The organism is Pseudomonas sp. LTJR-52 (assembly GCF_003691465.1).
GTDB classification, from domain to species: Bacteria; Pseudomonadota; Gammaproteobacteria; order Pseudomonadales; family Pseudomonadaceae; genus Chryseomonas; species Chryseomonas luteola.
The window spans coordinates 5,513,709-5,539,211 of sequence record NZ_CP033105.1 but is presented as its reverse complement, the minus strand read 5'-3'; the positions used below and the strand labels follow the sequence as shown (position 1 = coordinate 5,539,211).

The following is a 25,503-nucleotide window of genomic DNA, read 5'->3' as shown; positions in this document are numbered from 1 at the left end:
ATGTGAGAGTAGGTCATCGTCAAGCACCTATACCCAAAACCCCCAGGCCTAACCGCCCGGGGGTTTTGCTTTTGCGGTAGAAAAACTACGTAACACCAAAAAGCCGTTACATGCGTAGTGGCTTTTATTACGTAAAGCGCTATGAGGCCCGTAAGGCGGGCCGAGAGGTAATAGATCCGCCTAGCAGCTTTCTGAGCGTATCGCGCGAGAAGGGAAATGCACTGATAAGCCATTTGGCTTCGACATAAGTGTGACCATTGCTGATCGTAACGGTTTGACCCTGTTTGAGCGCATAGATCGACAGGGCATGTTCATCCCCTGCTACCGCACAGCACACATGTGCCTCGCCGGTGAGCTCATCGATACCAATGGTTCGTATCCATGTCTCCTCTGAACGTTCCGTATAGCTACTGCTAGCATCCAGAGTAAACCACTCCATTCGCTTCTCTGCTGACTGCAACGTTGCCCCTCTCATGTTGACTTGATCAAAAAGATGAATGGCATCTACCTGTATCAGACCGCATAACCAGGCCTTTGTTTTAGCACCGCGGATCTGGAACTGCAATATGAAGGAGTAGCGTAAAGCCAGTACAGTCACGGCAAACAGACCTCTCGCGGCGTTATCCTCATTCATCCTGCTTACGCATTCCGGCAGATCCGGTTATCGTTGGAGGGCAAGCCGTCTGGTCTACTCAGGATAACCTTGGGGTTGAAAGCTATCCTGTCTAGTAAACAACCTATAAGAAGCGAGACGAATGTGAAGCAAAGAATAACCGCATCGCAGATTGCGCAGCTTAATGCTCAGATTGAGCAGCTAACGCTTCGCCGGCAAGAGTTGCTGGACAGTCCCGAATTTCAAAAGGAAAGGGAATTTGCCGAAAGGGTGAAAGGGCTTATGGCCGACTATGGCTATGGGCTTGATGAGCTCAATGATTTTGTTCGGGCGTTGCCGGATACCCCGGTAGCCTCAGCGCAAAAGGATGATGAGAAGCAACCGGCAGCGGCTCGCAAGCGGGGCGATACCACAACGGCTGCGGAGGCTGGGCGGAATACAAAACGTTCGACGCGCAAGGCTGCCGATCAGCCTGTGTCGTCACCCCAAAACCCTAAGGCCAGGGCTAAGGCACAGCCGGTGCGCAAGCCTCGTGCCGCCAACCCAGCAGAACAGGCCAAAGTGGCCTCTGAAGAGGGTAGGGCTGTATCTGCCAGTGAGCCCACCGATGAACAGGATATCAGCTCACCGCTGGAAGACGCGCCATCTCAAGAGAAGACTGCAGCGCAGCCTGAGGCAGTAGCTATCGCTGAATCAGCTGTAAACGAGCAGGCTGATAAGGGGTCGGTTTCCGCCGCCACGGCAGAGAGTGAGACCAATCCGCCAGCCCAACCGGTAAAGCGTACCCGAACGCGAGCCAGCAATAAAACGGGCCAGGCCGCAGATGCGAAGAAAACCAAGGCTTCCCGGGCCCTGGTCAAATACCGAAACCCGCATACCGGTGAGGAGCGAGAGGTTACAACCGCTCGTGCCCGCGAGCTCAAACCCTGGCGGGATGAGTATGGTTCAGACGTTGTTGATCTTTGGCGCGTCTAGCTAGCAACAGGTAGCAGCACAAGGCGGGCTTTGGTCATGTGCCAGTTGTGACCATGTAAGGCACCATACAGATGCCCTATCGCATGATGTCAGGATGCGATAGGGCAATGGATTTTTTCCACTGTAGAGGTGGGTAGTTCTGTGGAAAAGGCCCTACGCTCCTTATATTGAGCGGCCTGTAGCTATTGATCAAAAAACAACCAGGCCGCTTGAACAGGTTGAGCCTCGAGGTGCTTGGGTGCTCCATCCTTCTTTTTAACCAGGCTCCGGTTTATCTAAGCTTCTTACAATTTATCTTCAATGGAGCTAGGTTGCAGCCTTGAGATACAGGCAGATCAAGCCCTTGTCCCAGAAAGGGGTATAGGTCAGATGCCGCGGTAGGTGTCGTGATGGGCGTAGCGAGCGTCGGAACCTAGGATGATGCTATACCAATGGGCCGCCGTACAAGAGTTAGCTCGTACTGGATGCATGTTCTGGAACCCATGCTGTACGTCGTCTCCTATTGAAAGATAGTAGAAGGCAGGAGAACCATCCTGTCCAGGAGAAGCCTTATAAGCAAGGTAGCAGAAAGCCAGACACCAGACTGGTTCAGGAACAGGGGCCAGAGATAGATCTGCATGCAGACAGGGACCTTTGGGGGCGCTTGATAATGCCAGGGTCCGTTCGATCAACCCGGTACAAGACTAATCGAGCCGCTAAGGCAGAGGTAAAGGAAGGAAATCACATTGCGATTCATTGACGCAGTCCTGTTACTGGGACTCATAGCGGAAATCCACGGCACAGACCGGGCGGTAGCCGAGGCGGCTAAACGCTTTTCCAAACAACTACCCAGGCGTTACCGGCAGTACATGTTTGACGTCATGAACAGTCCTTCGCCGCTTCGCCATGTAAGGCTATTCATTACCACCCTGCCAGATGACCTCTTCGACCAGCCAGACCAGACCAACGGAGAGGACTAATGAATCTGGCCCGTTACAAACCTATTGGGAAACAGACTTGTACATTTTTGAATTCGGACAAGGGGGATGAGCACAAGCCAAACATGAAAAGTATGTACTTCCGAATCTGCCCAGGTCGCTCATACGCGCTTGGTAAGGGCTTTGCCTTTGTCGCCCGACAGTAGCGAATCAGTACGGAAAGGTAAGATTTTTCTTTCGCCCTTGTCTTCTATAACTAGATTCTCAAATGCTTGGTGATCTTTCATCTTAAGCGAGGCGAGCTTAACCCATCAGAACATCAGCCAGATGGATCTGTAGGTGCGTATATACGATGAATAAAAGCGAGTGCCTGATGGTGATCCCACAGTGGGTATCTCACGGTCCGCTCGCAAAAGACGCGTCGGTTGTGCGCTATTCCATCCTTAATCGAAACGACCAGCCAGTACGAAGGGTGCTTCCCAGTGAAGATGAATCACGTACAGCGCTTGACCAGGGCGTGCTCTGCTTGAGCAGCGTAAGCCGCTTGATGATGGGAGCAGCGATAGCTGAGTCGAATGGGAAAACGGCTTTTTGATAACCGGGTGGAGTATATAAACCATTTAAGTGATGGTGGTTATGCCATGCTGTTCCGGTCAGTGGCTGGTAACCAGAGCCCATCGTTCTAAACTAGCTAAGCAGGAATACCATGCGTAAGGAAACGCTTTCTGATTATACCGAGGCTGAGTTTCTTCAGCTCTTACACGATATCCATGAAGTAAACGTTTGCAGCGAAGAGGACCATTCTGCCCTGGTAAGGCATTTCGAAATTATATCTGAGCATCCAGACGGCGCTGACCTTATCTATTATCCTGCCTCGGGGCATGGATCACCAGATGAGGTCCTTGAGCAGATCAAGCAATGGCGGGCCGAAAATAAGCTTGCTGGATTCCGGCAGCCTAGATCCAACCAATCATAAGGACCCGCGCAGATAGCCTTGGAATCCATGTGCAGGGAGCAGCGATATGGTAGAACTCAAAACTAGCCTTTCAGACTATACGCAGGATGAATTTCGAGCCCTGCTGGAAGAGATCTGTGCTGCCCAGGGCAGTAATAACTATCAGGACCGGTTGCTGGAGCATTTTGTTCTGGTCACACAACACCCCCTGGGCTCGGATTTGATCTACTACCCTGAGCAGGGCGATGGCTCGCCTGCAGACGTGATCAGGCAGATCATACAATGGCGAGCAGAAAGAGGACTCAGCGCTTTCAAAAACACCTGTTAGATATGTGTATAAAGGTTCTGGGCAAGCGATTCTGTAGCGTCAGCCATTGATTTGTTTTTCCTGACGCCAAGAGAGATATCCGGTTTCAAGAAGCCCCTTGGGTGAGGCTGAGAGACCTGGAAGATCCTTGTAAGACCTCATGGGCTATGTATTCTGGCTTCGTAAGAGCAGCCTTGCCCGGGTCTAGGCTTCTTCGGATGGTGGGGGAGTAAGCATCAAGCCCGCCACCCAGGCCGAAAGCCCCACCGCCAGCACTACGCCAGATAACCAGTACGAACCCAGGCCAACCTCAGCAAGCTGTCTTGCAAACAGGGGACTGATGATACCAATGGAAATCCCGGCTACGCCCACCTTGCGCAGGTCCTGGGAGAGCGTTTTGCGTTTGCTGAGGGAAAGCTTCATTGGCGATGCACCTGTTTAGTGTGAGCGCTAGGTCTGTGATAGCGACGGGGCTGATATCAGTGTTTTTGCTGGTACAGCCGAGCCGCGGTCATTCTGAGCATAGAAAAGCAGGTGGCTGGGTCAAGCCCAACCTGTGAGGAGAGTACCCGCATCGCAAGGCAGCCCAGCTCAAAGGCCTTATCCGGCGTAATCGGCACGATGATGGAGCGCCCTGGCGCCTGCATCCTGAGCAGCAACACACCGCGCTCTGGCTGGTTCTGCAGCAGCAATGACTTGGAGCGATCCTCACCATGGTTTTTGGCCTCGAACTCGGGTACCAGTCCGGTCACAGCACACATGAAAAGCGTGGTTTCCCGAGGCGTTACCTGAAAGGTAAGTTTGCTGCCCCAGTCGTAGCCCTCACCTGACTTGTTAGCGCCATCCACACTGATGACTGGCTCGCCCGATCGATTCGTTGCAAGCTCGAATTTCAGGGCGCCTGAGGAGGCATAGACGTTGAAGCCGGGATAGTGATTAGTCATGGCGTGCAAGCGTTGGGATGATAATACTCAGGCAAATGCACTTGGGTTTTAAAGCTTTTCACTGGACTGTAACGAGCATCTGAAACTTCGGGTTGGGTAAAAACCCTTTCCTTCACTGGGACGTTTTTTTCGCATAACAGTATAGGCTGAAGCCCAGGGGGAATCTCCTGCCGGAAAGCCACGAGCCACCTTTTCAGTACCCTTCTCAGGGCCGGGAGGATTTAATGCAGGTGACTCACTATAGTAATTCTCGCTGTACCAGTCGTTGACCCACTCTGTAGCACTCCCAGCAGCCATATATATCCCTAAAGGGTTGGGCGGATAGCTGTCTACAGGCGTTGGCGTAGCGGAGTGCCCCGGTCGAGCATTCCGGTCAGGGAAGTTCTTTCCAATCTTTAGCGTACCGTCACTGGTTGGGTAAAGAATCCTTTTCCCTCTGTCACGCGCTGCAAATTCCCACTGTGCTTCAGTCGGTAAGTCGACGGGATAGCCGCTGAGCTCGCCAATCCAGTTGCAGTAGTCCTTGGCCTGTTGCCAGTCTTTGGTAGGAGCCGGATTTTTAGGGAGATAATAGGTTTTCAAATCCTCACGCTTACGCAGTGCCTCATCAAAAATACCAAGGCCATGGGACTCTCTGAAGAGATCAAAATCCTTCAACGTCGTCTTCTTGCTAGCCATGTAATAGCTGTCCAGCTTGACTGGATGGAGCGGATTGTCTCTACCAGATGTAATGGGACAGAGGTTTTCTGGTTCCTCTCCACACGGCCAGTCGCATTTCTGAGCGGGGTCAAAATCACAGATCCAGCCAAAGTCCCCCATTTCAAACTCACCGCCCTCAACATAAATCATCTCATCAATAGAGCGAACCGCTAGAGTTAGGATTTCTTGACGCTTTGAGTTAGAGAGGCTGGGATATTTCTCCTCAATGTTCCGAGCAATAGCCTGCACCTGTTCAGGTAACAGAACGCTGCTTTGGGGAAGCGATGCGGAGTCAGAGTCGCAGGCAGCCAGGAAGCCGAGGCTGATAAGTGAAACAGCCAGAGTACGCACGGTCATGTTCATCCCTGAAATGGCAATCAGGTGAAAGGGTAGCATGTACTTCGATGGTCAAACCTGTCCTGATGCAAGAGGAAGATAACCGAACCGGCAGGGCGGATCCTGATGAACGTGCCTGGCTTCAGGGAATTGACCAGGCTCTACCACCGATCACGTGCCAAACAAGGGAAAGAATTATACCACCACTGTATACACGCTATTGCATCTACACCAATCCCTTCCATTGACCCGCTCTATTGAAGGAGAGAAGAAGGAAAAGGGAATTAAGGGTAAGGAAAGCGGTAGGGGAGGGTACTGCTTCAGAGAAGGGGGTTGTTTGGTTGATTTGTACTATGTTAAGAGGTGGTATAACTTTTCATCCATGGATACGTCATGTACGAAGCCATAGTTGAAGCCTACCAGGCACTAAACCGACGGGTTATTGCCTTTAACGAGCTCTGGCCTGAGTTCGTCGTGGATGGGCATGTCTGGACGCTGCCGGTGCTGACCGAACACCGGGCCCCCGATCTCATAGCAGTCGAGCACCTGTCAGGCCGTGAGGCGATCAACATGGCCGTGCGTGCAATCAGCACCTTCAGACTTGATGCCGGTCAGGCCCCAGGTACCGTGACGCGGCTGCCCGGCTACTTTCGCCTGGACCGGTCGGTACTGGATCAGGTACTGCAGATCAATGCCTGCAAGCAGCGCATACAGGAAGCGCTTGAGGCCGAACGACTGGCTCAGGGCCTTGCCCCTATGATGCGCTCCTCGGTCCTGCGCCGCGCCCTGGGCCATGACATCAACGCCTACCAGCTCCTGCGCACCCTGCACGCCTTTGACGGCAGTCCTCGCAGGATCTCGTTCAGCTGGGCAGGGCATACCGGTGGCACCGAGCGGATCACGGTGGGGCGCATCCGTGAGGACCTTGAAGACAGAGCCCAGCGACGCGCAGACCTGCAGCAGGTTCCGCTGGAACAGACACCTGAGCTCATCGAGCTTCGCAGCATCGCGCATCTGGCCGAAAGCGCCGTCCTGGTCCACCACAAGACCGTGACACCGCATCCGCGCTGTACGCTCTGGTTCAAGCCCAGGGGCGAGCGCTGGGATGCCATGATCAAAGGCAACCTGCCGGTGTTTGTGGTATGCGCTGACAAGGCGCTGACGGTAACGCCACTCAAGGACTTCAATCGAACCGTCAGGCGCTCGCGCCGAAGCGACGGCAAGGCGCGACAGGAGGCGCTGGCGGGACGGGACCTGTATCTGCCAGGCAAGACCATACCCCAGCGCCTGGAGGAATCTGCCGCCTCGGTGCCCTCAACCTATCGCCTGGGCGGTATCACCTATCAACTGACCTAACTGCTGGCAAGATCTGCCTCTGGCCGCAGGCCCTTGCCGAGCCTTTGCCTTACCACTTCCCAGGCGTGTCGTGACTGCCCAGCGGCACCTCTACAGGGTGGTTAGGCTGATGCCCTGCACGGGCAGGACCTGAGCTGACGCAGCGGTTACTCGCGAGCCCTTGAATCCGTAGAAGATCACATACAGGTAACAGAACAGGGGCATAATAAACGAGACCTGTAGGCCTATCAGATCCGCCACGATTCCCTGGGCCATCGGCACGATTGCAGCACCAACGATGGCCATTACCAGAAGGCTTGATGCCCTGCCTGTAAGTGGCCCCAGCGTTGCGATCCCGAGGGTAAAGATGGTGGGAAACATGATGGCATTAAAAAAGCCGATACTGACCAGGCTCCACATGGCGACCAGGCCTTCACTGAACAGCGTGACGATGCAAAGCGCCGCGCAGGCGATGGCGTTAAGGCCCAGCAGACGCCCAGGCGGGATGTACCTCAATAGCATGGAACCCAACAGGCGACCCACCATGCCAAGCCCCCAGTAGAAGGAGACATAAAAGGCGGCATTGCGCTCCGATACATTACCGATGTGGCTTTGCGAGATGTAGTTGATCAGAAAGCTGGAAATCGCCACCTCAGCGCCCACGTACAAGAACATGGCAACGACCCCCAGACGCACATGCGGCCAGCGCAGCACCTCGCCTAACCGCCCACCGCTCTGCGTGTTGTCTCCAGCATCCTGAAAATCCGGCAGTTTCAGCCTGTAGACCAGAACCGACAGGGCAAACAAAAGACCTGCCAGCCCCAGATAGGGAAGCTGGACAGCCTGCGCCTGTTCCACCCGATAGGCCAACTGCTGGGCCGGGCTAAGCTTTGCCAGTTCGGCGACTCCCAGTACCGAGCCTGACAGGATCAACAGGCCGCCCAGGGCTGGCGCAACAATACCGCCCAGGGAATTAAAGGCCTGGGTGAAGTTTAGCCGGCTGGACGCCGTGGCCTCACTGCCGAGGCGACTGGCATAGGGGTTGGCGGACACCTGCAGGAGGGTGATCCCCGTAGATAGCACAAACAAGGCAAGCAGAAACAGGGGATAGGACGGCAGCCGTGCGGCCGGATAGAACAGCAGCGCTCCAGAGCCTGCGATGAAAAGACCGGTGCTGATGGTGCGTTTATAGCCAAGGTAGCCAAGCAGTTTTCCTCCAGGAAGCGACATGAGGAAATAGGCACCAAAAAAGGTGAGCTGTACAAGCATTGCCTGGGTATAACTCAGTGAGAAGACTGCCCGTAGATGAGGTATCAGCACATCGTTAAGGCTGTTGATCATGCCCCACATAAAAAAGATCGTTGTGATAACGATCAATGCGCGCCGGTTGGAAATCGCCTGATGATTCATCTGTCGCGTACCTCATGCTGGCGTATCGGGTACGCCGGTCGTTATTGGACGATGTCGAGCAAAAGAGGCAGGAATAAAAGCGGGACGGTCTGCCTTGTTGTTATATGCCGTCATATGACATCTCTAAACTAGGCTCAAGATTTCCTAGGTGTCAATAGCTCTCATCTTATTTTCTTGACAAGGCGTTAGAGAGGGCATAGCTTTGATTTAACTAATGACGTCATATGACGTTATATGAAAGGAGAAACTATGGCACCCTCACGCCCCTTAAAGGTTGATGTACAGCTCGCACTTGATGCGCTGGGTAACCGCCCTATCGATACCGTCTTCTTTGTTGCCTGTGGCGGCTCGCTGGCGGTGATGCATCCCAACAAATTCCTGTTTGATCAACACGCTTCCACGCTTCGCGCCGAGTGCTATAACGCCGACGAATTTGTTATGCGCCATCCCAGATCCCTTGGGCCACGTTCGCTGGTCGTTCTGTGCTCGCAAACCGGTACGACCCGCGAAACCGTCAAGGCCGCCGCCTTTGCCCGGGAGCACGGAGCCTTCACGATAGGCGCCACCGAGGACCGTGAGTCTGCGCTGGCCAGGGCAGTCGATCAGGTGGTCAAGTACGACGCCCACTATACGACGGGGATCCCGATCGATGCGGCCAACAGTAACTATGCGGTGCTCTATCAACTGGGCGCTGCGCTCATCGACCGGTATGAGGGGCTTGAGCTTTTGCCGTCGCTTTTGCACAGCCTGGACTCCCTTCAGGCCGTGATTGATCGAGCCCTGGATGGGTTTGCCCAGACCGCAGCCTGCTTTGCCGAGCGGTACGCCCAGGAACCGGTCATCTACACGTTGTCCAGCGGGGCGGACTATGGGGCTGCCTATTCCTTTTCGATCTGCGTGCTGATGGAAATGCAGTGGATCCACTCGCAGGCCATTCACGCCAACGAGTTCTTTCATGGACCCTTTGAAGTGGTGGATCCCAATACACCGTTCATACTGCTGCTGGGGCTGGATGATACGCGCCCACTGGAGGAACGGGCGCAACAGTTCCTGGAGCGACATGGCTCGAAAGACAAGACCCTGGTCCTTGATGCCCGGGCGTTTGACTTCACTGGAATCGATTCCCAGTGGCAAGGCAACCTTGCGCCACTTGTGTTTTTCGAGCTTCTCTGGTCGTTTGCCTACCAGCTGGCTGAAAGACGTGGACATCCAATGCTGGTCAGCCGGCGCTACATGAAGAAGATTGACTACTGACAGGTAGCCGTATGAGATTGATTGGAATAGGCGATGCGGTCGTGGACATCTACCAGGACCAGCACCGCATGTATCCAGGCGGAAGCGTTGTCAACGTAGCGGTCATGGCCCGACGCTGCGGCGCAGAGCACGCAGCCTGGCTGGGCCTGATTGGTGATGACGCTGCCGGCCAGCACCTGCAGGCCTGCCTGGTGGAGGAAGGCGTTGACATCAGCCGTCACCGCGTCGTCAGAGGGAGCACAGGCGCTGCCTACGTGACGCTCGATGCCCAGGGTGATCGGTGTTTCACAGGCACCAATCATGCGACACGGGTGCAGTCACTGGTTGCGTTGACGCTTAATCAGGACGACCTGACCTATCTGCGTCAGTTTGATGTGGTTCATTCCTGTGTAAGTCTTAACACCAGCCTTGAGCGCGAACTGTCGAAACTTCATGGCCAAACCCTGTCGTTTGATTTCTCCAGTCCTGAATACTGGACATCTGATAACCTGGAGCGCATCTGTCCGCTCCTTGGGTTTGCTTTTTTCTCTGGTAGTGACCTGTCACAGGCCGAAATCAGGACGCTGGTGCGGCGGGTGCATGACCTGGGGGTGGAAGTGGTCGGGGTAACGCGTGCGGAGGCACCTGCCTATTTCTCTTACCGGGGCACGGTAGTGGAGCAACCCGTCTATCCGGCGACAGTAGTGGATACCATGGGCGCTGGAGACTCCTTTATTGCTGCCTTTCTGACCCATTACCTCACCGAGCAGACAGGGCTTGCCCCGGCGCTGGCCTTTGCCGCCCGGTACGCAGCAGAGGTATGTGGATACCATGGGGCCTTTGGCTATGGTAAGCAGCTTGACTAGGCAGGCGCAGCCGGATCACTCGCTGATGGTGTAGGTGATCCGACTGACGGGTGTAATCATGATCGAGAAACCAAGCGGGATGCGATCCGTATCCTGCGTGAGCTTCTCGATCCGGTAGACCGGGTCTGACGCCTGGCAGCGCAGGCGCTCACACTCATCAGGGCTCGCAAACACAACATTGATGACACGTTCAGTGTGCTCAGGCCTGGCGCCGTGAAGCCGCTGTAGCGACTCATAAAACGAGCGGCCCTGTTCTACTGCTTCCCGCACGCCGGGAAATACAGACTTATTGAAATACAGGTGCTCAAGCGTCAGGGGATGACCGTCGACTGAAATCAGACGCTCGATGTGAACCACTTCCTCTGCACGGGCTGCGCCCAGGCGGACCTGCGCTGTCCTGTCGGCTGCAGGACAATGGGTGGCCAGTATCTGATAATCCGTTTTTCGGCCGAGTTGAGCCATGCTCTCGGTAAAACCGGTCAGCGAAACAAGCGTCTGGTTGACCTTTTGGTAGATAACCAGCGTACCCTTGCCTCGTACCTTCTTAAGGTAACCTTCGCGGCACAACTCTTCGACTGCACGCCTGACTGTAATCCGGCTGACATTGTGACGTTCACACAGCTGAGGCTCGGCGGGAAGATAGTGACCAACCGGATACTTACCTGCAGTAATAGCCTGTATCAACGCAAACTTTAGTTGATCGTAGAGGGGCAGAGCATTGGCAAGTGACTTCATGGTGAGCTGACCGGCATAACGTAACGGGAGGGTATCACTTTCCTGTTCATCAAGGACATGTCGTGAATATAAAGACCTGATTCGACTGCTTGTACCCCTTTCTCCTCTACGGTAGCAGCACATCACTTTAAACCTCGGCATGGCTTTGCCATTGATAACGGCTACGGGATGCATGTCGGTAAGGGCTTGAGTCTAAAGTAAGGTATTGAGGACAAAGTCTATTGATCCTAAAAAAGAGTCCGACTTTCCCTACGGAGAACTGGCGCATCATCTGACGTGGGCGGCTGATGTTTATCTTCCTCACAAGGAAAACACCTCTGGCACATGCCATATTACTGATTGCACGCAGGCGTCTCTAATGTGTGCTCCGCCAAGTCCATCAACCCGTTAGCCCATAGGGCTGAACCCACTGGCAGCGGAGCAATAGCGTTCTTTCAAGACTGAGCCGCTGCTCTGGTATCGCGCACATTGCTGCTTAAACCACTGCTTGGCGCCTTTGCGGCATTCGCGATACTCGATCAACCCTTTGCGGTAATTGGAGCATACGCTGCCATAGTCAATGTGGTTATCGCCTACGCTCCAGTCAGCCCTATAGGTTGAATGACCGTCCCAACCTGAAATGAAGTGGGTTTCACTCTCTGTTTGAGCCTCTTGCTTCTCTCGTCGTGAGGTGGCCGCTGTTGTTGCCTTGAAATGAGCCAGATACTCATCAGAAACCATGCCCCTGGCCTTATCCTGCTCTGAACTTGAGCGGGGCAATTCGCCGTAACGACAGCGCAGGACCTCCTCGTTGACCATTGTTCCGCCACGCATGCATTCGTCTAGCGGCCGGGGTAAGGCGAAGGTTTCAGGTTGTGCCGGGGCCGCTTGTAATGGCCCAGGCAGCCATTGCTCACGAGCAGAAGCGCGCGAAGGCTCATGGATTACCTGCGGGGTATTAGTGCCGTTTGGCATGACATGCTGGCGCAGCCAAGGTAAGTTCAGCCATAGCGCAGCAAGTGGCACTAGAAGCCATACAAACAAGAGCGGATTAAGCCCACGTTGGTTGCGGGACCGGGGAGAGATAGCCTCACGTTCAGCTATCAAAGCAGTACGGTAATCCTCAGCGGTTTTACCATGACGATCGCGGGGTGGCATGACGATCCCTGATCCAGATGGCGACTACAGACCGCCTATATTCCTGTGACTTAAGTCACGTTATGAGGGGGCCGGATATTTGTCAATCATCGCTTGGTTGAACTCAAGGTAAGCGACTCCCTACTCAAGCAGTGGCGCGACGTTTTAGCCTGGTGCAAGTACTACCAGAGCAGGTCAGTCTATGTGCGGTTATCTGGCTTGCTATGAGCCAGGACCTACTCCGAGTACTACGGGTTGCGCCGATGTCTGGCGTATCGTCACAATTGTTGTCTGCTACTGGGCAGATAACGGCTCGACTATTATTGAAGACCCAAAATACATGCAGAACCTTGTCAGCGACTGTATTCGTAATTCGAAGCGCTTTATCGGTAACGTGAACAATGCCATATATGATCAGCTTGGAACTGATGCTGCCGAGCTATTTCGGCAAAGTGCAGGCAAACCCATGAGCCATGGCTGCGGCAAAACCCAAACGCTGTTAACGAGTTGTTCGAAGCAATAAGCTACAAAGGCTCTTTAGCGTGCGAGTGGCCTGGAGGGCCTGTCCGCTGGCTCAAAAGAGCAGATGCCACTTTGGCCTGAGTGGCGCATTTGCGATCAAGTTGAGCCAGGGATGCCCTTTCGCTAAGGCCTGTTCCATAGACCTTTAGTGCCTGAGCTAAAACCGAATTCCTCAGCAGTGTATTCGTATCAAGCGTGTTTCAGGTTAGATACGTAGACTGCTGATAAAAGGCATCTGCTGTTGCAGACAAAAGACTTTAATTGCAGCTATGACCGGAGGGTCCGCTACCCAGTATACGGAATTGCTTAGTATGGGTTTCACCGTTTCTGTCTTGATAAGTCACCTTGGAAACACCAACCCCGCAATTATCGGTTGTACGCTCAGTTCGAACAACTTTGATGGTTTCTGCTTCATAGCCTTCGGAATTAGAAGCCAGTCTAGCCCCTGCATCTCCGGCATATATAAACTGGCTGAACGCACCAAATATCATGGCAATACTTAAGTTCTTGACGACAGTCATAATGTGATATCCATTTAAGTTTCAGATACCACATTCCACCATGTATGTTTAGATTCATGAAATTGATACTGTAAATTGTATCTATCATTTATGGTGATAGCCCTAGGATCTTGGCTGCGAATCTATATTAATGGTCTAACTGCTACAATTTAGATATGGCCGAGCCGCATGGTTGATATGTTGCCAATACCTGGAGCAAAGCAGATAAAACCCATGCGGTGGCGTGAGCACAGAGTCGTTTCTGATGATGCCACAACAGTCCAAAAACCGCGTTAATACCCCGTCCAAGATATCGGATCAATCCTGCGTCATCTTCAGCAGGAGTCCGAAGAGCTTGGTAGAAGCATTGAGCTGGCCAGGCAGCTGATCGATCAGACCCTTAGCCGTGAGAAGACTTGCTTAGTCAGCCTGCACGGGCAATATCAGAACCTCTCCCAGCAGAAACTAGGTAACGAGCCCCTCTCGCTGGCTGAGATAAGTCACTGCTACCACCGGGGTGTAGAGAAGTACCTGAACTGGCATGAGAGACAGATAACCTGTCTGGCAGGGCCAAGCGCAATCGAGGGTGGGCGAGTCGCTGCAGAGCGCCAGTGATCGCGTGCGCAACTATCAGGGGCGATATCTGGCGCAGCTTCCGTCAGTTGTAGCGGAGGAAGAACAATCCCTAGGCAGCTTTCTGACCCAATACACCAACTTTGCCGAGCGCAGAGCAAGCGATGCCGCGCAGGACATTTGCACTGGTCTAACGGCAAGGCGGCCATACAGTAAGTTCAGTACTTAGGGGACCATCTGAGAATTCATTTCCATGATGGAAAGGTCGTAATAACAACTGCAGGACATAAATAAAGTATCGTCTTCAACCGTGGTCCCTTGGCTTCCTAGTGTTTCGAGCATAGGCGACCAGGTCTTTAGGGTACACCATATGGCTGATGTGGCTGTCATCCATGTCATAGAGGTAGGCTACAGCACCGGCCTCGAAAGCCCAGTAGCCGAAGTAGATACCACCAGCTTGCCTTATATCAAGATGACTATCATGCCAAGGGCTGCTTTTGAAGGCTCTGTACCAGTTTTTACAGTACTGCCTCAGCAGATTTGCTGCTGTCTGTTTATCCTCAGCATCAATCGCATCCAGTAGAGTTCGATAGGGCTGATCATGATACCATTCTTGTAAATCCGCTCTGCCAGACTGGATCCTTCCAACGATTTCCTCATAGAGCGCGTCTTCTGACCTATAACCAGGGTCTAGAAGATCAACGATCCTTTCGAACAGATCCCATCGATTTATCAGGATTGCGATGCCTATAAGTTGAAGGCTGCGCTCATAATCTTCCAGATTTTCCAGGCCTAGCGGAGATATTAGTGAGTCATTCCGAAGCACTCCCTGCGCTTTCTGGTAGTGCTCGTAGGCTAACACTACTGACTCGAAGTCATCTGAAAGATCCGAAAGTTCTTTCCCAGCCGTGTAGCTTAATACCCAGGATACAAATTTATTTTCTGCGATAAGCATAGTCCTGAGCGAATGAGCCTGTTCAATGGAGTCGGCAGTGAGCTCAGCCTTTTCAAGCTTGATTGTGTCTGCCGCTAGGAACTCATGCAGACGGGCAGAATGAGCTTCAGTTAAAAAGCTTTGTCTGATTTTCACGGTCATGGACCATTGCTCCCTTGATCGTAGTAAATCACATCATGTGTGACCAGTACCGAAGTGCTCCTTCCCATTCCTGGCCAAGGGAAATCAGATCATGATCTCTTCTTGCTTGAAGTACCTCGGTAAATTTTTCTTGGGATGAGAAAGCCCATAGATGGGAAAACTATTTCAGATAACGCCAGGGCACTGCTGGTTTGGGTATTAGAAGGACTGCCGGCACTGCACAGAGAAGAAATCGCAGTCCGGCCAGAATGAAGGGATCAACCGTAGCGAGTCCAAGCTTGATGACCGAGAAGTTGACTCCCCAGGTGGCAGTGATCAGGACGGCAAGCGATAGGTGGCGGGCTTTCATATGGGCAGGTTTCCAGACGCAGCGGAGGAGCGTGAAGAGGGATGGCGCTAATAGCGGGGGCGCGTCAGTTGCCAGAAGAGCAGGGCGCTCAGGCTGACGGCTGCACCCAGTACACAAACGCCATTCCAGCCTGCCCAGCCATACGCTGTAGTAGATGCAAAGGCACCTGCGGCGCTTCCGATCGAGTAGAAAATCATGTAGCCCCCGACCAGTCGGCTTGAGGCGTCTGGTCGAGCGGCCAGGATCAGGCTCTGGTTGGTGACATGTACAGCTTGAACGGCAAAATCGAGAATAATAACGCCCAGGGTCAGCACAGCAATTGAAGCATGCAGGCCGGCTATTAGCGCCCACGACAGCAGAAGCAGCAGCAAAGCTATCCCTGTGGTCTGCTGTCCCTTGCCCGCATCGGCGCGCTGACCAGCACGGGCTGCGGCCAGGGCTCCTGCGACCCCGGCAAGACCAAAGAGGCCAATCTGCGTCTGAGTGAGCCCCATCTCAGGCTCACTTAGCGGCAGCACCAGCGCTGTCCAGAGAATGCTGAAGGCTGCAAAGATAAGCATGGCCAATACCGCTCGTACTCGGAGTACAGGTTCGGACATGAAAAGCCTGGGTACTGAGCAGAGAAGGCTCAGATAGCTGACTGGCCTGGCATCCCGGTTATGTCGGGGCAGCATGAGTGCAAGTGCTCCGGCCAAAACTACTGCAAGCGCTGCGGAGATCATGTAAACGGAGCGCCAGCCGGCAAGGTCAGATATGAGTCCAGAAAACAGGCGCGCTAGCAGAATGCCAAGCACAATACCGCTAGTCACTCTTCCTACGACGCTACCTCTCTCTTCCGGTCGTGCAAGCGTAGCGGCGAAGGCCACCAGCACCTGTACTACCGTGGCCATAAGGCCTACCGCAGCAAGAGATGCCAGAAGCGGAAAGAATCTGTCAGCGAGACTGGCCAGGAGAAGAGAGCAGGCGGACAAGAGGATCTGCCCCAGAATCAGCCGGCGACGATTGATGAGATCACCAAGGGGTACGAGAAAGAACAGTCCCAGGGCATAACCAATCTGCGTAGCCGTCACGACAAGACCGATATGTGCCGCCTCTACGCCAAGATCCTGCGCCATCGCATCCAGTAGGGGCTGCGCCATATAGACATTGGCGACAGAGGCGCCGGCAGTACATGACAGTAGGAGTTCCAGCACTCTGGATAGCTTTTCCTGCCGCGGCCTGGCAGCCGTGCATGTCGAGACGTTTGTATCTGTATTCATTGGTCACTCTTTGTCTGCACAGTTGATAGGGAGGCAGGAAATGCCTCGCCGCGCCTGATAAAAAGGATCAGGCAAAAGCTATGTGTCTGGCAGACCCAGCAATGGATGACCTTGAGCATACAAAACGGTCTTTCGCCGCTCTGAATGGTAGGTTTTCAGGCAATCTGTATGGTCACCTCACACCTTAAAGCCCATATAGTTAAGGAATGAACCTTTATCTCAATCTTGCAGCGCTCCTCGAACAGCGAATCCAACAGGGTTTGTATCTGCCCGGTCAGAGGTTGCCCTCGGTCAGAACCCTAAGTGTGGAGCATGGCGTAAGTCTTTCGACGGTCCAGCAGGCCTACCGGGTGCTGGAGGACCGGGGCCTGGCCGTGCCCAGACCCAAGTCAGGATATTTCGCGGCTTCAGGCAGGCGACAGATGCCATTGCCAGGCACGTGTCGTCCAGCCCAGCGTCCGGTGGAGGTGGGCCAGTGGGATCTGCTGCTCAAGCAGATGAGATCCCCTAGAGCGGATGTACTGCATTTGGGAAGGGGAACGCCCGATATCGGCGCGCCTACACTCAAGCCGCTCTTTACTGCGCTTACCCGTATATCACGTCGTCATGACATGGCCATGCTTCGTTACGACGACATCCAGGGTTTGCCTGAACTGCGCGAGCAGGTTGCACGACTCCTGGTAGATTCGGGCTGTCAGCTCCATCCCGATGAGATTGTAATTACCACAGGCTGCCATGAGGGCCTCTCGGCTGCAGTTCGCACGCTATGCAAACCGGGCGAGATCGTTGCCGTCGAGTCTCCCGGCTTTCACGGCATCATGCAGACCCTCAAGGGGGCAGGGGTGCAGGCTGTCGAGATACCGGTGGATCCGATCACGGGTATCAGTCTGGAGGCCCTGGAACTGGCTCTAGAGCAATGGCCAATCAAGGCCGTACTGGTCACACCCACCTGTAACAATCCGCTGGGCTTCAATATGCCCGAGGAGCGCAAGAAAAAGCTGCTTCGACTGGCGCAGCGGTTTGATGTGGCAGTTATCGAGGACGACATCTATGGCGACCTTGCGTATGGCTATCCAAGGCCGCGTTCGATCAAGTCCATGGACCAGGAGGGACGAGTGCTGCTCTGCAGTTCCTTTTCCAAGACCCTGGCTCCAGGTCTAAGAGTTGGGTGGATTGCTCCGGGCAGATATCTGGAGCAGGTGCTTCATATGAAATATATCGGCACAGGTGCTACTTCAACCCAGCCGCAGATGGCGGTTGCCGAGTTTATTGCAGCAGGACACTACCATCCGCATCTGCGTCGTGTACGCAGCCAGTACAAACGTAACCTTGAGCGTGTCTCAGGCTGGTTGTCAGACCACCTGCCAACGTCAGCAGGTATAAGCCAGCCTCAGGGCGGCTTCATGCTCTGGATCGAGTTGGCCGAAGAGATAGACGCGCTGCGTCTGAATGAGCGTCTGGCGTACCAGGGCTATGAGTTTGCAGTTGGAAATATCTTCTCCGCCGCAGGAAAGTATCGAAACTGTATACGGATCAACTACGCCTTGCTGCAGGGAAACGCACTGGAATCAGCCATAAAGGCGTTGGGACACGAACTGAAAGATGCACCCAAGGTATAAGCGTGTCGTTATGATGCGCCAGCCCTTGAACAGACAGAAGAGGTATTGGCATGGATGATCAGCTGATAACTGACCTGATGAGGCGTGAGCGCAAGCGGCGTGAAGCCCTGTGGCAGCTGTCTAGCCCCCTGAAACAGGAGCAGGCTATTCAGGATTTGATTGAAATCGAGAGGCTGGATATGACATTCCCCCTCGGAGAAGCCGCTGGCTGGACAGTAGAGCAGGTAGGTGATCATGTTCCTGTCGGCCCCAGAGGAGATGACCCCAAGGGGCTCGCTATTGTTGCGGAGTCTTCCATTCCTGAACCGTGGCGATCACGGATGGCGGCTGCGAGTAGGGGATCAACCTGTGTCGCTGAAGGCTATTTTGCTCAGGACTGGCAGAAGTTTCTCAGGATCTGGACAGATGAGTGCAGCCTGGTTGAGATTTTGCTGGGTCGAAATGGTGTAACTCGTAACAGGGGAAACTAAGCTGCTCAGAACACCTAATGGTAGCTGATAGAGCATACATGTCATGGCTGACGCCAAGAGCTCTATGCATGATCAGGTTAAACTTCATGCTATAGAGCTGTCCGAGCATATGCAAAGGACAGGCGAAACCATGGACCAGGCTGAGGCGCGGCTATACAGCCAGCGGTCAGGGTTGAAGACAGTGCATTAAGACGGGCAGCAATGTTTTAGCTATAAAGAACTGAAGGGCAGGCGGAAGTGATATCAATTTAACATAAGCGTGTTATGCGAAGCCTAATAATAAGCCTTCTCATGAGCGAACACTCTAAAAGCAGAGAGAAGCTTTGGCTACAGGCTTAGAGGTACTGCTTTCAAAGGCGTGCGCCTGCTAAACGTCCATCTGGCTCAAGCTCTTTTCCTTTAGCCAAGCTGACCGCCAGAAACTTACGCTCAACACTGGTAATGCCGCCAGCGAGACGACGCGCTTCAGCCTGGAGCTGAGCGGCAAGCAGAGACTTCGCTGTGTCTTTAGATTGCTTCATGAAGCATCCTCGATTACTGGCTTTAGATTTAATGTTATGCCTCGACGATGCTGATGACAAGACGCTGCTCGTCGTCCAGCTCGAAGCCTAGTTCCTTGTACCAGTCTATAGCGCCAGGGTCGGGGTCTTGTATTTCAATTTCGGACAACCCGAGCATTCGCCCGTACCGGGTTACATTGATCAGAGCCAAGCCTGCCACTTGTCCCTTGAGTGGGTGCGTTCCATCTGGCTTGCCTTCCAGCAGCACAATCTTGATCGTCAGGGTGCTTGCCCGAGGGGTAGCGTAGCAAAGACCACAAAGCTCATGGTCGTACCAAAGCGATAGGTCAAAATGCCTAGTGTCACGCTTCTTCCAGCTTGGAACATCCTCCCACGGATATAACAGGGCTTCAGAAATCCATAGATAGCTCTGATTAAGCGCCTCTTGGGTGATCGGCTCAAAACGAATACGAGCGGGATCGATTCCCTTTGCAAGTAGGTCACTAGGATTATCCAAGATGAACTCCTTGGCCATGGTCAAGGCTGTTGAGCGGTACACCTGATACTTGAGGTTGCTACTTCGAGATCCTGACATTGTTTCGTTCTTTCCGGCGCGTTGTACAATGCACGGTGCATCATTTTACGCCTAACTTAAATAACCTGCTTAAAGTCATATCCCCCATAAATATTAAAGTACAGGCGAAGCCATGGGCCGGGCTGAGGCTAGACTGTATAGCCAGCGGTCAAGTTTGAATGCAGTGCTTTAAGGACGAAAAGACATGGATGATGGTGCTGAGGTCGTATGGAAAGGACTCAAGGTTCTCATTAGAGGGATTTGTGAGTTTCCAGACACCGTTATGGATGTATTCGAATGGATAGGCCGTAAGGTTCTTCGACATGTGTTTCGCGTAAAGAAAGAGGTCGGCTACTGGATAGCGATGCCGGCAGGACTGTGCTCTATAATTCTAATCAGTATGGTTGGATTTTTGATTGCTACAGCGTGATAGCTTATAGATCTGCAAGAGATGCTTTCGATTTCTGATTTCTATTTGAAAAAGAGAAGGTTGGTTGAGCCGCATTGTAGCCTTGAGTCATCGGCAGCGCGGTTAAGCGGAAGCCACCTTCTTCAATTGAGGCGGACAACCAAGAAACATTCGCCGTACAAGCTGTATTCCCCACCAATGTTATCGATCGACTATTAATTCCCTAAAGGTTAACCTAGCTATTGTGTATGGCTTCGGGTTCACTCCCCACTCAGAGATGATTTGAGTAGTGATACATGACAGGAGCAAAGCTTTCACCAATGGACTATGGGCGTAGCTGTATGGCTGATTGTAAAACGAGTTACCCGATCAGAACTTTAGCTAGGTATTTATTGCTGAAAGGAATGGCTGACGTCCTGCCAAAAGGCCTCAGCAAATGATGGCAGCGGCGCAACTGGACGGGTCAGGTGTATTTGTAACGGGATATCCCAACTTCTATCCAGTGCTCGAACGAGGTTACCTTCGATTTGCTCTTGCTCGGTTAAGCTGTTTGGTAGCCAGGCGACCCCTTTATTCTCAAGAGCCATAGAGGTCAGGACTGCAGCCAGATGGCTACTAAAGGAAGGTCGCAGATGTAAGTATTCAGCTTTATCTTGTAAGTGATGCTCGAGTATCCGTCCCAGGCCGGACTCCTTTGTATAGGCTAGATAAGGAAGCGTTTGGAGGTCCGCTCCAAAATCTGCTTCTGCTCCCATCAAGGGTACAAGTGTGTCTTGCCCAATGGTTTGGCTAATAAATTGACCAGCGGGTAAGAGGGTAGGTACATCGGGATGACGATGGCTTAAGAGAAACTGGGCTTGCCCATGAACCAGCATGCGCTCGCACTCTGCCATGCTGTCCGAAAGTAAACGAACGGCTTCGATGGGCGCACCTCGCCCTAATTGACGAATCCATTTTGGGAAAAAGGTAAACGAAAGAGAATGAGTCGCGGAAAAACGAAGGCTTTTTGCAGCCGTGCCAGCAATTTCACGTGCCTCATCTCGAATTCGGTACAAGCGTAAGGCTGCATCCTGAACACTGTTTAGTATGTGTTCACCAGCAGGCGTCAGTGTGGCACCTTGGGCCGTTCGCTTGAACAACTCCACGCCCATCCACTCCTCCAGCGCACGTATCCGACGGCTAAACGCAGGTTGGGTCACATGACGTGCCTGAGCCGCGCGAATGAACCCGCCTTGTTCTGCAAGAGCTATGAAGTCTTCTAGCCAGACCAGTTCCATAAACTATGCCGTTTAAGCATGAATGCAAAGGATTTATAGCACGGTACTCCATTAGGAACTAGCTATTCAGTAGGACGCGCGCTAACCGAATGTAACTAGCCGATCTTTCAAGAGGTAATGCCATTTCGGCATTGCTTACTTCAATAACAGCATTAGGCAGGTGAAAAAATGAAGCTTAGTTTAAAGCTTTACAACAAGAGGGCCGCGCCATGCGCATCGTTGAAATTCGTGAAAAAACTGTTTCTATTGCATCCCCAATTGCTAACGCTTACATCGATTTCTCGAAGATGACTTGCTCTGTAGTAGCGGTCATCACTGATGTTATTCGTGACGGCAAGCCGGTTGTTGGTTACGGTTTCAACTCAAATGGGCGCTACGGCCAGGGTGCTCTGATGCGTGATCGGTTCCTGGCACGAATCGCTGAAGCGGACCCAGAATCATTGATTGACCAGGAGAACAATAACCTCGACCCGTTTGCCATCTGGAAGACCCTGATGACCAATGAGAAACCAGGGGGACACGGTGAACGCTCGGTTGCTGTGGGAACAATCGACATGGCTGTATGGGACGCCGTAGCCAAGATAGAAGGCAAGCCCCTGTATCGACTACTGGCTGATCGTTATCGTAACGGTGTAGCGGATGATAAAGTCTGGGTTTATGCCGCAGGCGGCTATTACTATCCGGGCAAGGACCAGACCAAGCTCAAAGCCGAGATGCAGGGATATCTGGATCGCGGATACGATGTTGTAAAAATGAAAATTGGGGCAGTGCCGCTGGATGAGGATATTCGTCGCATCGAAGCGGTACTGGAGGTAGTAGGCGATGGCCGCCGTCTGGCAGTAGATGCCAATGGCCGTTTCGATCTTAAAACCTCAATTGCCTATGCTGAGGCTATAAGCAAGTACAACCTGTTCTGGTACGAAGAGGCAGGTGATCCCTTGGATTACGCGCTGCAGGCAGAGCTTGCCAATCACTATGACCTGCCAATGGCGACAGGTGAAAACCTGTTTTCCCATCAGGATGCACGTAACCTACTGCGCCATGGCGGTATGCGCCCTGATCGTGACTATGTTCAATTTGACTGTGCGCTTTCCTACGGGCTGGTTGAATACATGCGTACCTTGGACGTCATGAAAGAGCTAGGCTGGTCATCTCGCCGGGTTGTTCCTCACGGCGGTCACCAGATGTCTTTGAACATTGCAGCAGGCCTGCATTTAGGCGGCAACGAATCCTATCCTGATGTGTTCCAGCCATTTGGCGGCTTTGCCGATGGCATTCGTGTCGAGAACAGCTATGTCGGTTTACCGGATATCCCAGGCGTTGGGTTTGAAGCCAAATCGGCCCTCTACGCCGTTATGCGTGAACTAGGCGAAAGCTGATCACTGTGCCTTTGCTGCCTCTATCGGGAGGCAGCAAACTCAGGCGCCGCTAAGAGGCCTGACCACACAGCCCATCATAAGAATAAAATGAGGTGCATCCTGTGGAAATCGCGAAGTCTCGCTGGTACAGCCAGCTCTATGTCCAAGTTCTAATTGGTATCATTATTGGTGGCCTGTTCGGCTATGTACAGCCCGAATATGGCGCCAAGCTTCAACCGCTTGCGGATGGTTTTATCAAGCTTATCAAGATGCTCTTGGCACCCATTATTTTTGGTACGGTTGTTGTTGGTATTGCCAAGATGGGCAGCATCAAGGAAGTTGGCCGCATTGGCGGAAAGGCCCTGATCTACTTTGAGGTCCTTTCTACGATTGCGCTGGTCATTGGTTTGGTTGTAGTCAACATCGTCAAGCCGGGTGTTGGGATGAACATCAATACAGCCACCTTGGATGGCAGTGCCATCAATAAATACAGCCAGATTGCCCATGAACAAGGTGGAACGATTGATTTCTTTATGAACATCATTCCGACCACCTTTATTGATGCCTTTGCGAAAGGATCAATGTTGCAAGTGATCCTTCTCTCCGTGTTAATGGGAGTAGCGCTTGTTCAAATGGGGGATGTGAGTAAACCCCTGATTTCAATAATCGATCTCTTTTTGCAGGGATTGTTCAAGATAGTTGCGATGGTAATGCGTCTAGCGCCCATTGGAGCGGGAGCCGGGATGGCATTTACCATTGGTAAATACGGTATTGGTACTCTCCTTTCCTTGGGGCAATTGCTTGTCGCACTCTACTTGACGACTCTGCTCTTCATATTTGTTGTGCTCGGTGCGGTAGCAAGATGGTCTGGCTTACCCTTGATGCAGTTTTTACGTTATTTCAAGGACGAAATTCTCATCACCCTGGGTACTTGTTCCACCGAAGCGGTGCTTCCAAGGATGATGGTTAAGCTTGAAAAGCTTGGGTGTGAAAAGTCTGTTGTGGGCATGGTTCTGCCAACAGGTTATACCTTTAATGCTGACGGTACATGTATCTATCTCACCATGGCTGCTGTGTTTGTTGCACAGGCGACCAACACACACCTAAGCCTGATGGATCAAGCAGTGCTCCTTGGTGTTTTGTTACTGACCTCAAAAGGCTCGGCAGGCGTCGCTGGTGCAGGATTTATTACCTTGGCTGCAACCTTGACCACAATCCACTCGATTCCGTTGGTAGGGCTCGTACTGCTTCTGGGAATTGATCGATTCCTTAACGAAGCACGGGCAGTGACAAACCTTATTGGAAATGGGATCGGAACTATCGCTATTGCCAAATGGGATAATTCATTCGACGTTTCCAAGGCAAAACAAGAGATAGCCGACACAAAGGCAGCCAGACTTGAGGCTAAGCGCTTTGCGATTCAGGAATAGACACGAGTAAGTTCTATTCATGAAAATTCCCGCTCCTAGAGAAGAGCAGGTAAGGCGCGTTGAGCAATTGAAGCGCCGTCTAGAGCGTGATGGAGCCACACCATGACCTTCAAGTCCCCACCATGATCGTACCGGCGTGGAGATTCGTCACCGCGATGATCCGCAGTTACCTGCCTGAAATCTGCCCACCGCAAACATGCTGCGTAAGACCATCTATGGCGTAAAAGACGTCTCGGTACTGGCAGAATCAAACAGGAGTTTGACGGGGACGGCGAAGTCAAGGTATTGCCGGACGGGTCGCTCGAGTTATTCGACGATCTGGGATTCGCTCTTGGTTTCCAGGTAACGGCGAGAAAAACGATCGATCTTCAGGCCGAATCCGTCAATGCCCCCGGTGACGTCCGACGGCCCGCCAGCACTACCGGAGTACCCACGGACATCAGCACCCCGCTGGCAGCAAGTCCTCGTACCCTGTCCCACGTAGTGTTTTTTGTACCGGACGCCGACAAGGCTGAAGCATTCTATACGCAACGGTTGGGCTTCAAACTAACTGACAAGTTTATCGGCATGGGTCTTTCCTGCGCCCGGCCGGTACCTTTGATCACCACACTTTATTCTTTATCCGGACGCTGCCCCATATGCAGGGTTGCGAGCACTTTACCTTCCATATGGGAGGCCCGACTGAGGTGCTGAGCGATGGGTATGCCTTCGTCCAGAAGGGCTACGAGTCATATTGGGGGTCTGGCCGCCATCGCTTTGGCTCCAACTGGTTCTGGTACTTTAACACCCCGATGGGGTGCCATATCGAGTCCGACGCGGACATGGAGCAGCACAACGACGATTGGAATCCGCGTATCGCACCAGGAGTCATGGACAACTCTCAAATCTTCCTCTTCCACTGGTGCGAACAGTAGACGCCGGGTGGCAGTCGTCCCTGAGTATGGAGACACCCGAATGGCCAGGAACCGGGTTTGCCACGTGAACGATGTTCCACCCGGTACTTCGCTGGGATTTCGTTATGCCGCTTTCGGCCATGACGATCTGTTCGTGGTGAATCATTTAGGTAGGCTTTACGGTTATCGCAATTCCTGCCCACATTGGTCTGGCTCGACGCTGCCGCTGAACC

The 25,503-nt window shown here is 52.9% G+C and carries 26 protein-coding genes and 1 pseudogene; 13 read left to right on the top strand and 14 right to left on the bottom strand.

Features of this window, described 5'->3' with window-relative positions:
- Positions 1 to 139: 139 nt before the first annotated feature.
- Positions 140 to 634, bottom strand: coding sequence for a hypothetical protein (locus tag EAW52_RS25800; RefSeq protein ID WP_122044672.1), 495 nt, complete (start codon positions 632 to 634; stop codon positions 140 to 142).
- A 123-nt stretch (positions 635 to 757) separates the two neighbouring features.
- Here EAW52_RS25800 and EAW52_RS25795 point away from each other — a divergent pair, with 123 nt between their 5' ends.
- The 4 genes from EAW52_RS25795 (at position 758) to EAW52_RS25780 (ending at position 3,788) form a co-directional block, all read left to right on the top strand.
- The gene (locus EAW52_RS25795) at positions 758 to 1,588 is read left to right on the top strand and encodes a hypothetical protein (RefSeq protein ID WP_122044671.1); all 831 of its coding nucleotides are present in this window, start codon (positions 758 to 760) and stop codon (positions 1,586 to 1,588) included.
- A gap of 725 nt (positions 1,589 to 2,313) precedes the next feature.
- A complete protein-coding gene (locus tag EAW52_RS25790; RefSeq protein ID WP_122044670.1) occupies positions 2,314 to 2,547 on the top strand; it encodes a hypothetical protein in 234 nt (77 codons plus the stop codon).
- A 664-nt stretch (positions 2,548 to 3,211) separates the two neighbouring features.
- Positions 3,212 to 3,481 carry a bacteriocin immunity protein gene (locus EAW52_RS25785; RefSeq protein ID WP_122044669.1) on the top strand — a complete coding sequence of 90 codons (270 nt, stop codon included), beginning with the start codon at positions 3,212 to 3,214 and terminating at the stop codon, positions 3,479 to 3,481.
- 46 nt (positions 3,482 to 3,527) lie between these two features.
- Positions 3,528 to 3,788 (top strand): bacteriocin immunity protein, encoded by a 261-nt coding sequence (locus EAW52_RS25780; protein WP_122044668.1) that lies wholly within the window; start codon positions 3,528 to 3,530, stop codon positions 3,786 to 3,788.
- A 183-nt stretch (positions 3,789 to 3,971) separates the two neighbouring features.
- On the opposite strand, the gene EAW52_RS25775 is transcribed toward EAW52_RS25780, so the two are convergent.
- From EAW52_RS25775 to EAW52_RS25765, 3 genes are read right to left on the bottom strand one after another with little or no spacing between them, the layout of a single operon-like run.
- On the bottom strand, positions 3,972 to 4,190 hold the full coding sequence (locus EAW52_RS25775) for a hypothetical protein (RefSeq protein WP_122044667.1): 219 nt from the start codon (positions 4,188 to 4,190) through the stop codon (positions 3,972 to 3,974).
- Between the two features lie 56 nt (positions 4,191 to 4,246).
- A complete protein-coding gene (locus tag EAW52_RS25770) occupies positions 4,247 to 4,711 on the bottom strand; it encodes a hypothetical protein (protein WP_122044666.1) in 465 nt (154 codons plus the stop codon).
- 48 nt (positions 4,712 to 4,759) lie between these two features.
- On the bottom strand, positions 4,760 to 5,767 hold the full coding sequence (locus tag EAW52_RS25765) for an SUMF1/EgtB/PvdO family nonheme iron enzyme (protein WP_122044921.1): 1,008 nt from the start codon (positions 5,765 to 5,767) through the stop codon (positions 4,760 to 4,762).
- A 372-nt stretch (positions 5,768 to 6,139) separates the two neighbouring features.
- Between EAW52_RS25765 and EAW52_RS25760 the strand changes: the two genes are divergently transcribed.
- Positions 6,140 to 7,102 carry a DNA replication terminus site-binding protein gene (locus EAW52_RS25760; RefSeq protein ID WP_122044665.1) on the top strand — a complete coding sequence of 321 codons (963 nt, stop codon included), beginning with the start codon at positions 6,140 to 6,142 and terminating at the stop codon, positions 7,100 to 7,102.
- A 90-nt stretch (positions 7,103 to 7,192) separates the two neighbouring features.
- Here the strand turns inward: EAW52_RS25760 and EAW52_RS25755 are convergent, their stop codons facing one another.
- Positions 7,193 to 8,491: a sugar MFS transporter gene (locus EAW52_RS25755; RefSeq protein WP_122044664.1), complete on the bottom strand. Its 1,299-nt coding sequence runs from the start codon at positions 8,489 to 8,491 to the stop codon at positions 7,193 to 7,195.
- A gap of 249 nt (positions 8,492 to 8,740) precedes the next feature.
- On the opposite strand from EAW52_RS25755, the gene EAW52_RS25750 reads away from it, so the two are divergent.
- Together EAW52_RS25750 and EAW52_RS25745 are read left to right on the top strand one after the other, a co-directional pair.
- Positions 8,741 to 9,745 carry an SIS domain-containing protein gene (locus tag EAW52_RS25750; RefSeq protein ID WP_122044663.1) on the top strand — a complete coding sequence of 335 codons (1,005 nt, stop codon included), beginning with the start codon at positions 8,741 to 8,743 and terminating at the stop codon, positions 9,743 to 9,745.
- Between the two features lie 11 nt (positions 9,746 to 9,756).
- On the top strand, positions 9,757 to 10,590 hold the full coding sequence (locus tag EAW52_RS25745; protein WP_122044662.1) for a PfkB family carbohydrate kinase: 834 nt from the start codon (positions 9,757 to 9,759) through the stop codon (positions 10,588 to 10,590).
- 15 nt (positions 10,591 to 10,605) lie between these two features.
- Here EAW52_RS25745 and EAW52_RS25740 read toward each other — a convergent pair whose 3' ends face one another.
- The 6 genes and pseudogenes from EAW52_RS25740 to EAW52_RS25710 all read right to left on the bottom strand — a co-directional run bounded on the left by EAW52_RS25740 (position 10,606) and on the right by EAW52_RS25710 (position 16,740).
- Positions 10,606 to 11,325 (bottom strand): GntR family transcriptional regulator, encoded by a 720-nt coding sequence (locus EAW52_RS25740; RefSeq protein ID WP_162997748.1) that lies wholly within the window; start codon positions 11,323 to 11,325, stop codon positions 10,606 to 10,608.
- Between the two features lie 387 nt (positions 11,326 to 11,712).
- On the bottom strand, positions 11,713 to 12,462 hold the full coding sequence (locus EAW52_RS25735) for a hypothetical protein (protein ID WP_122044660.1): 750 nt from the start codon (positions 12,460 to 12,462) through the stop codon (positions 11,713 to 11,715).
- A gap of 758 nt (positions 12,463 to 13,220) precedes the next feature.
- Entirely contained in the window at positions 13,221 to 13,484 is a 264-nt protein-coding gene (locus EAW52_RS25725; RefSeq protein WP_122044658.1) for a DUF2790 domain-containing protein, read from the bottom strand.
- Between the two features lie 856 nt (positions 13,485 to 14,340).
- Positions 14,341 to 15,132 carry a PoNe immunity protein domain-containing protein gene (locus tag EAW52_RS25720; protein ID WP_122044657.1) on the bottom strand — a complete coding sequence of 264 codons (792 nt, stop codon included), beginning with the start codon at positions 15,130 to 15,132 and terminating at the stop codon, positions 14,341 to 14,343.
- 166 nt (positions 15,133 to 15,298) lie between these two features.
- Positions 15,299 to 15,481, bottom strand: a pseudogene (locus EAW52_RS25715) (EamA family transporter); the annotation flags it as partial.
- Positions 15,482 to 15,528: 47 nt separating this feature from the next.
- The gene (locus EAW52_RS25710) at positions 15,529 to 16,740 is read right to left on the bottom strand and encodes an MFS transporter (protein WP_122044656.1); all 1,212 of its coding nucleotides are present in this window, start codon (positions 16,738 to 16,740) and stop codon (positions 15,529 to 15,531) included.
- A 206-nt stretch (positions 16,741 to 16,946) separates the two neighbouring features.
- On the opposite strand from EAW52_RS25710, the gene EAW52_RS25705 reads away from it, so the two are divergent.
- Positions 16,947 to 18,359, top strand: a complete 1,413-nt coding sequence (locus tag EAW52_RS25705; protein ID WP_122044655.1) for a PLP-dependent aminotransferase family protein — start codon at positions 16,947 to 16,949, stop codon at positions 18,357 to 18,359.
- A gap of 50 nt (positions 18,360 to 18,409) precedes the next feature.
- Positions 18,410 to 18,829 (top strand): hypothetical protein, encoded by a 420-nt coding sequence (locus EAW52_RS25700; RefSeq protein WP_122044654.1) that lies wholly within the window; start codon positions 18,410 to 18,412, stop codon positions 18,827 to 18,829.
- Positions 18,830 to 19,179: 350 nt separating this feature from the next.
- Here the strand turns inward: EAW52_RS25700 and EAW52_RS26165 are convergent, their stop codons facing one another.
- From EAW52_RS26165 to EAW52_RS25685, 3 genes are all read right to left on the bottom strand, one after another.
- The gene (locus EAW52_RS26165) at positions 19,180 to 19,350 is read right to left on the bottom strand and encodes a hypothetical protein (RefSeq protein ID WP_162997747.1); all 171 of its coding nucleotides are present in this window, start codon (positions 19,348 to 19,350) and stop codon (positions 19,180 to 19,182) included.
- 34 nt (positions 19,351 to 19,384) lie between these two features.
- On the bottom strand, positions 19,385 to 19,924 hold the full coding sequence (locus tag EAW52_RS25695; RefSeq protein ID WP_122044653.1) for an N-acetyltransferase: 540 nt from the start codon (positions 19,922 to 19,924) through the stop codon (positions 19,385 to 19,387).
- 777 nt (positions 19,925 to 20,701) lie between these two features.
- Positions 20,702 to 21,589, bottom strand: a complete 888-nt coding sequence (locus tag EAW52_RS25685; protein WP_122044651.1) for a LysR family transcriptional regulator — start codon at positions 21,587 to 21,589, stop codon at positions 20,702 to 20,704.
- Between the two features lie 209 nt (positions 21,590 to 21,798).
- Here EAW52_RS25685 and EAW52_RS25680 point away from each other — a divergent pair, with 209 nt between their 5' ends.
- From EAW52_RS25680 to EAW52_RS26615, 4 genes are all read left to right on the top strand, one after another.
- Positions 21,799 to 22,968: a mandelate racemase/muconate lactonizing enzyme family protein gene (locus tag EAW52_RS25680; RefSeq protein ID WP_122044650.1), complete on the top strand. Its 1,170-nt coding sequence runs from the start codon at positions 21,799 to 21,801 to the stop codon at positions 22,966 to 22,968.
- Between the two features lie 101 nt (positions 22,969 to 23,069).
- Positions 23,070 to 24,377 carry a C4-dicarboxylate transporter DctA gene (gene dctA, locus EAW52_RS25675; protein ID WP_122044649.1) on the top strand — a complete coding sequence of 436 codons (1,308 nt, stop codon included), beginning with the start codon at positions 23,070 to 23,072 and terminating at the stop codon, positions 24,375 to 24,377.
- A 483-nt stretch (positions 24,378 to 24,860) separates the two neighbouring features.
- Positions 24,861 to 25,070 carry a VOC family protein gene (locus EAW52_RS26620; protein ID WP_256680870.1) on the top strand — a complete coding sequence of 70 codons (210 nt, stop codon included), beginning with the start codon at positions 24,861 to 24,863 and terminating at the stop codon, positions 25,068 to 25,070.
- The gene (locus EAW52_RS26615) at positions 25,016 to 25,291 is read left to right on the top strand and encodes a hypothetical protein (RefSeq protein WP_256680873.1); all 276 of its coding nucleotides are present in this window, start codon (positions 25,016 to 25,018) and stop codon (positions 25,289 to 25,291) included. Before EAW52_RS26620 ends, EAW52_RS26615 begins: the two co-directional genes overlap by 55 nt.
- Positions 25,292 to 25,503 lie beyond the last annotated feature (212 nt).

Bases quoted from the DNA above. Each gene is read 5' to 3' on its own strand.
- EAW52_RS25710 (WP_122044656.1), bottom strand. From the start codon at position 16,740: ATGAATACAGATACAAACGTCTCGACATGCACGGCTGCCAGGCCGCGG.
- EAW52_RS25680 (WP_122044650.1), top strand. From the start codon at position 21,799: ATGCGCATCGTTGAAATTCGTGAAAAAACTGTTTCTATTGCATCCCCA.
- EAW52_RS26165 (WP_162997747.1), bottom strand. From the start codon at position 19,350: ATGAAGCAATCTAAAGACACAGCGAAGTCTCTGCTTGCCGCTCAGCTC.
- EAW52_RS25750 (WP_122044663.1), top strand. From the start codon at position 8,741: ATGGCACCCTCACGCCCCTTAAAGGTTGATGTACAGCTCGCACTTGAT.
- EAW52_RS25740 (WP_162997748.1), bottom strand. From the start codon at position 11,325: ATGAAGTCACTTGCCAATGCTCTGCCCCTCTACGATCAACTAAAGTTT.
- EAW52_RS26615 (WP_256680873.1), top strand. From the start codon at position 25,016: ATGCAGGGTTGCGAGCACTTTACCTTCCATATGGGAGGCCCGACTGAG.
- EAW52_RS25725 (WP_122044658.1), bottom strand. From the start codon at position 13,484: ATGACTGTCGTCAAGAACTTAAGTATTGCCATGATATTTGGTGCGTTC.
- EAW52_RS25755 (WP_122044664.1), bottom strand. From the start codon at position 8,491: ATGAATCATCAGGCGATTTCCAACCGGCGCGCATTGATCGTTATCACA.
- EAW52_RS25760 (WP_122044665.1), top strand. From the start codon at position 6,140: ATGTACGAAGCCATAGTTGAAGCCTACCAGGCACTAAACCGACGGGTT.
- EAW52_RS25785 (WP_122044669.1), top strand. From the start codon at position 3,212: ATGCGTAAGGAAACGCTTTCTGATTATACCGAGGCTGAGTTTCTTCAG.
- EAW52_RS25685 (WP_122044651.1), bottom strand. From the start codon at position 21,589: ATGGAACTGGTCTGGCTAGAAGACTTCATAGCTCTTGCAGAACAAGGC.
- EAW52_RS25720 (WP_122044657.1), bottom strand. From the start codon at position 15,132: ATGACCGTGAAAATCAGACAAAGCTTTTTAACTGAAGCTCATTCTGCC.
- EAW52_RS25770 (WP_122044666.1), bottom strand. From the start codon at position 4,711: ATGACTAATCACTATCCCGGCTTCAACGTCTATGCCTCCTCAGGCGCC.
- EAW52_RS25800 (WP_122044672.1), bottom strand. From the start codon at position 634: ATGAATGAGGATAACGCCGCGAGAGGTCTGTTTGCCGTGACTGTACTG.
- EAW52_RS25780 (WP_122044668.1), top strand. From the start codon at position 3,528: ATGGTAGAACTCAAAACTAGCCTTTCAGACTATACGCAGGATGAATTT.
- EAW52_RS25705 (WP_122044655.1), top strand. From the start codon at position 16,947: ATGAACCTTTATCTCAATCTTGCAGCGCTCCTCGAACAGCGAATCCAA.
- EAW52_RS25695 (WP_122044653.1), bottom strand. From the start codon at position 19,924: ATGTCAGGATCTCGAAGTAGCAACCTCAAGTATCAGGTGTACCGCTCA.
- EAW52_RS25765 (WP_122044921.1), bottom strand. From the start codon at position 5,767: ATGACCGTGCGTACTCTGGCTGTTTCACTTATCAGCCTCGGCTTCCTG.
- EAW52_RS25775 (WP_122044667.1), bottom strand. From the start codon at position 4,190: ATGAAGCTTTCCCTCAGCAAACGCAAAACGCTCTCCCAGGACCTGCGC.
- EAW52_RS25745 (WP_122044662.1), top strand. From the start codon at position 9,757: ATGAGATTGATTGGAATAGGCGATGCGGTCGTGGACATCTACCAGGAC.
- EAW52_RS25735 (WP_122044660.1), bottom strand. From the start codon at position 12,462: ATGCCACCCCGCGATCGTCATGGTAAAACCGCTGAGGATTACCGTACT.
- EAW52_RS25700 (WP_122044654.1), top strand. From the start codon at position 18,410: ATGGATGATCAGCTGATAACTGACCTGATGAGGCGTGAGCGCAAGCGG.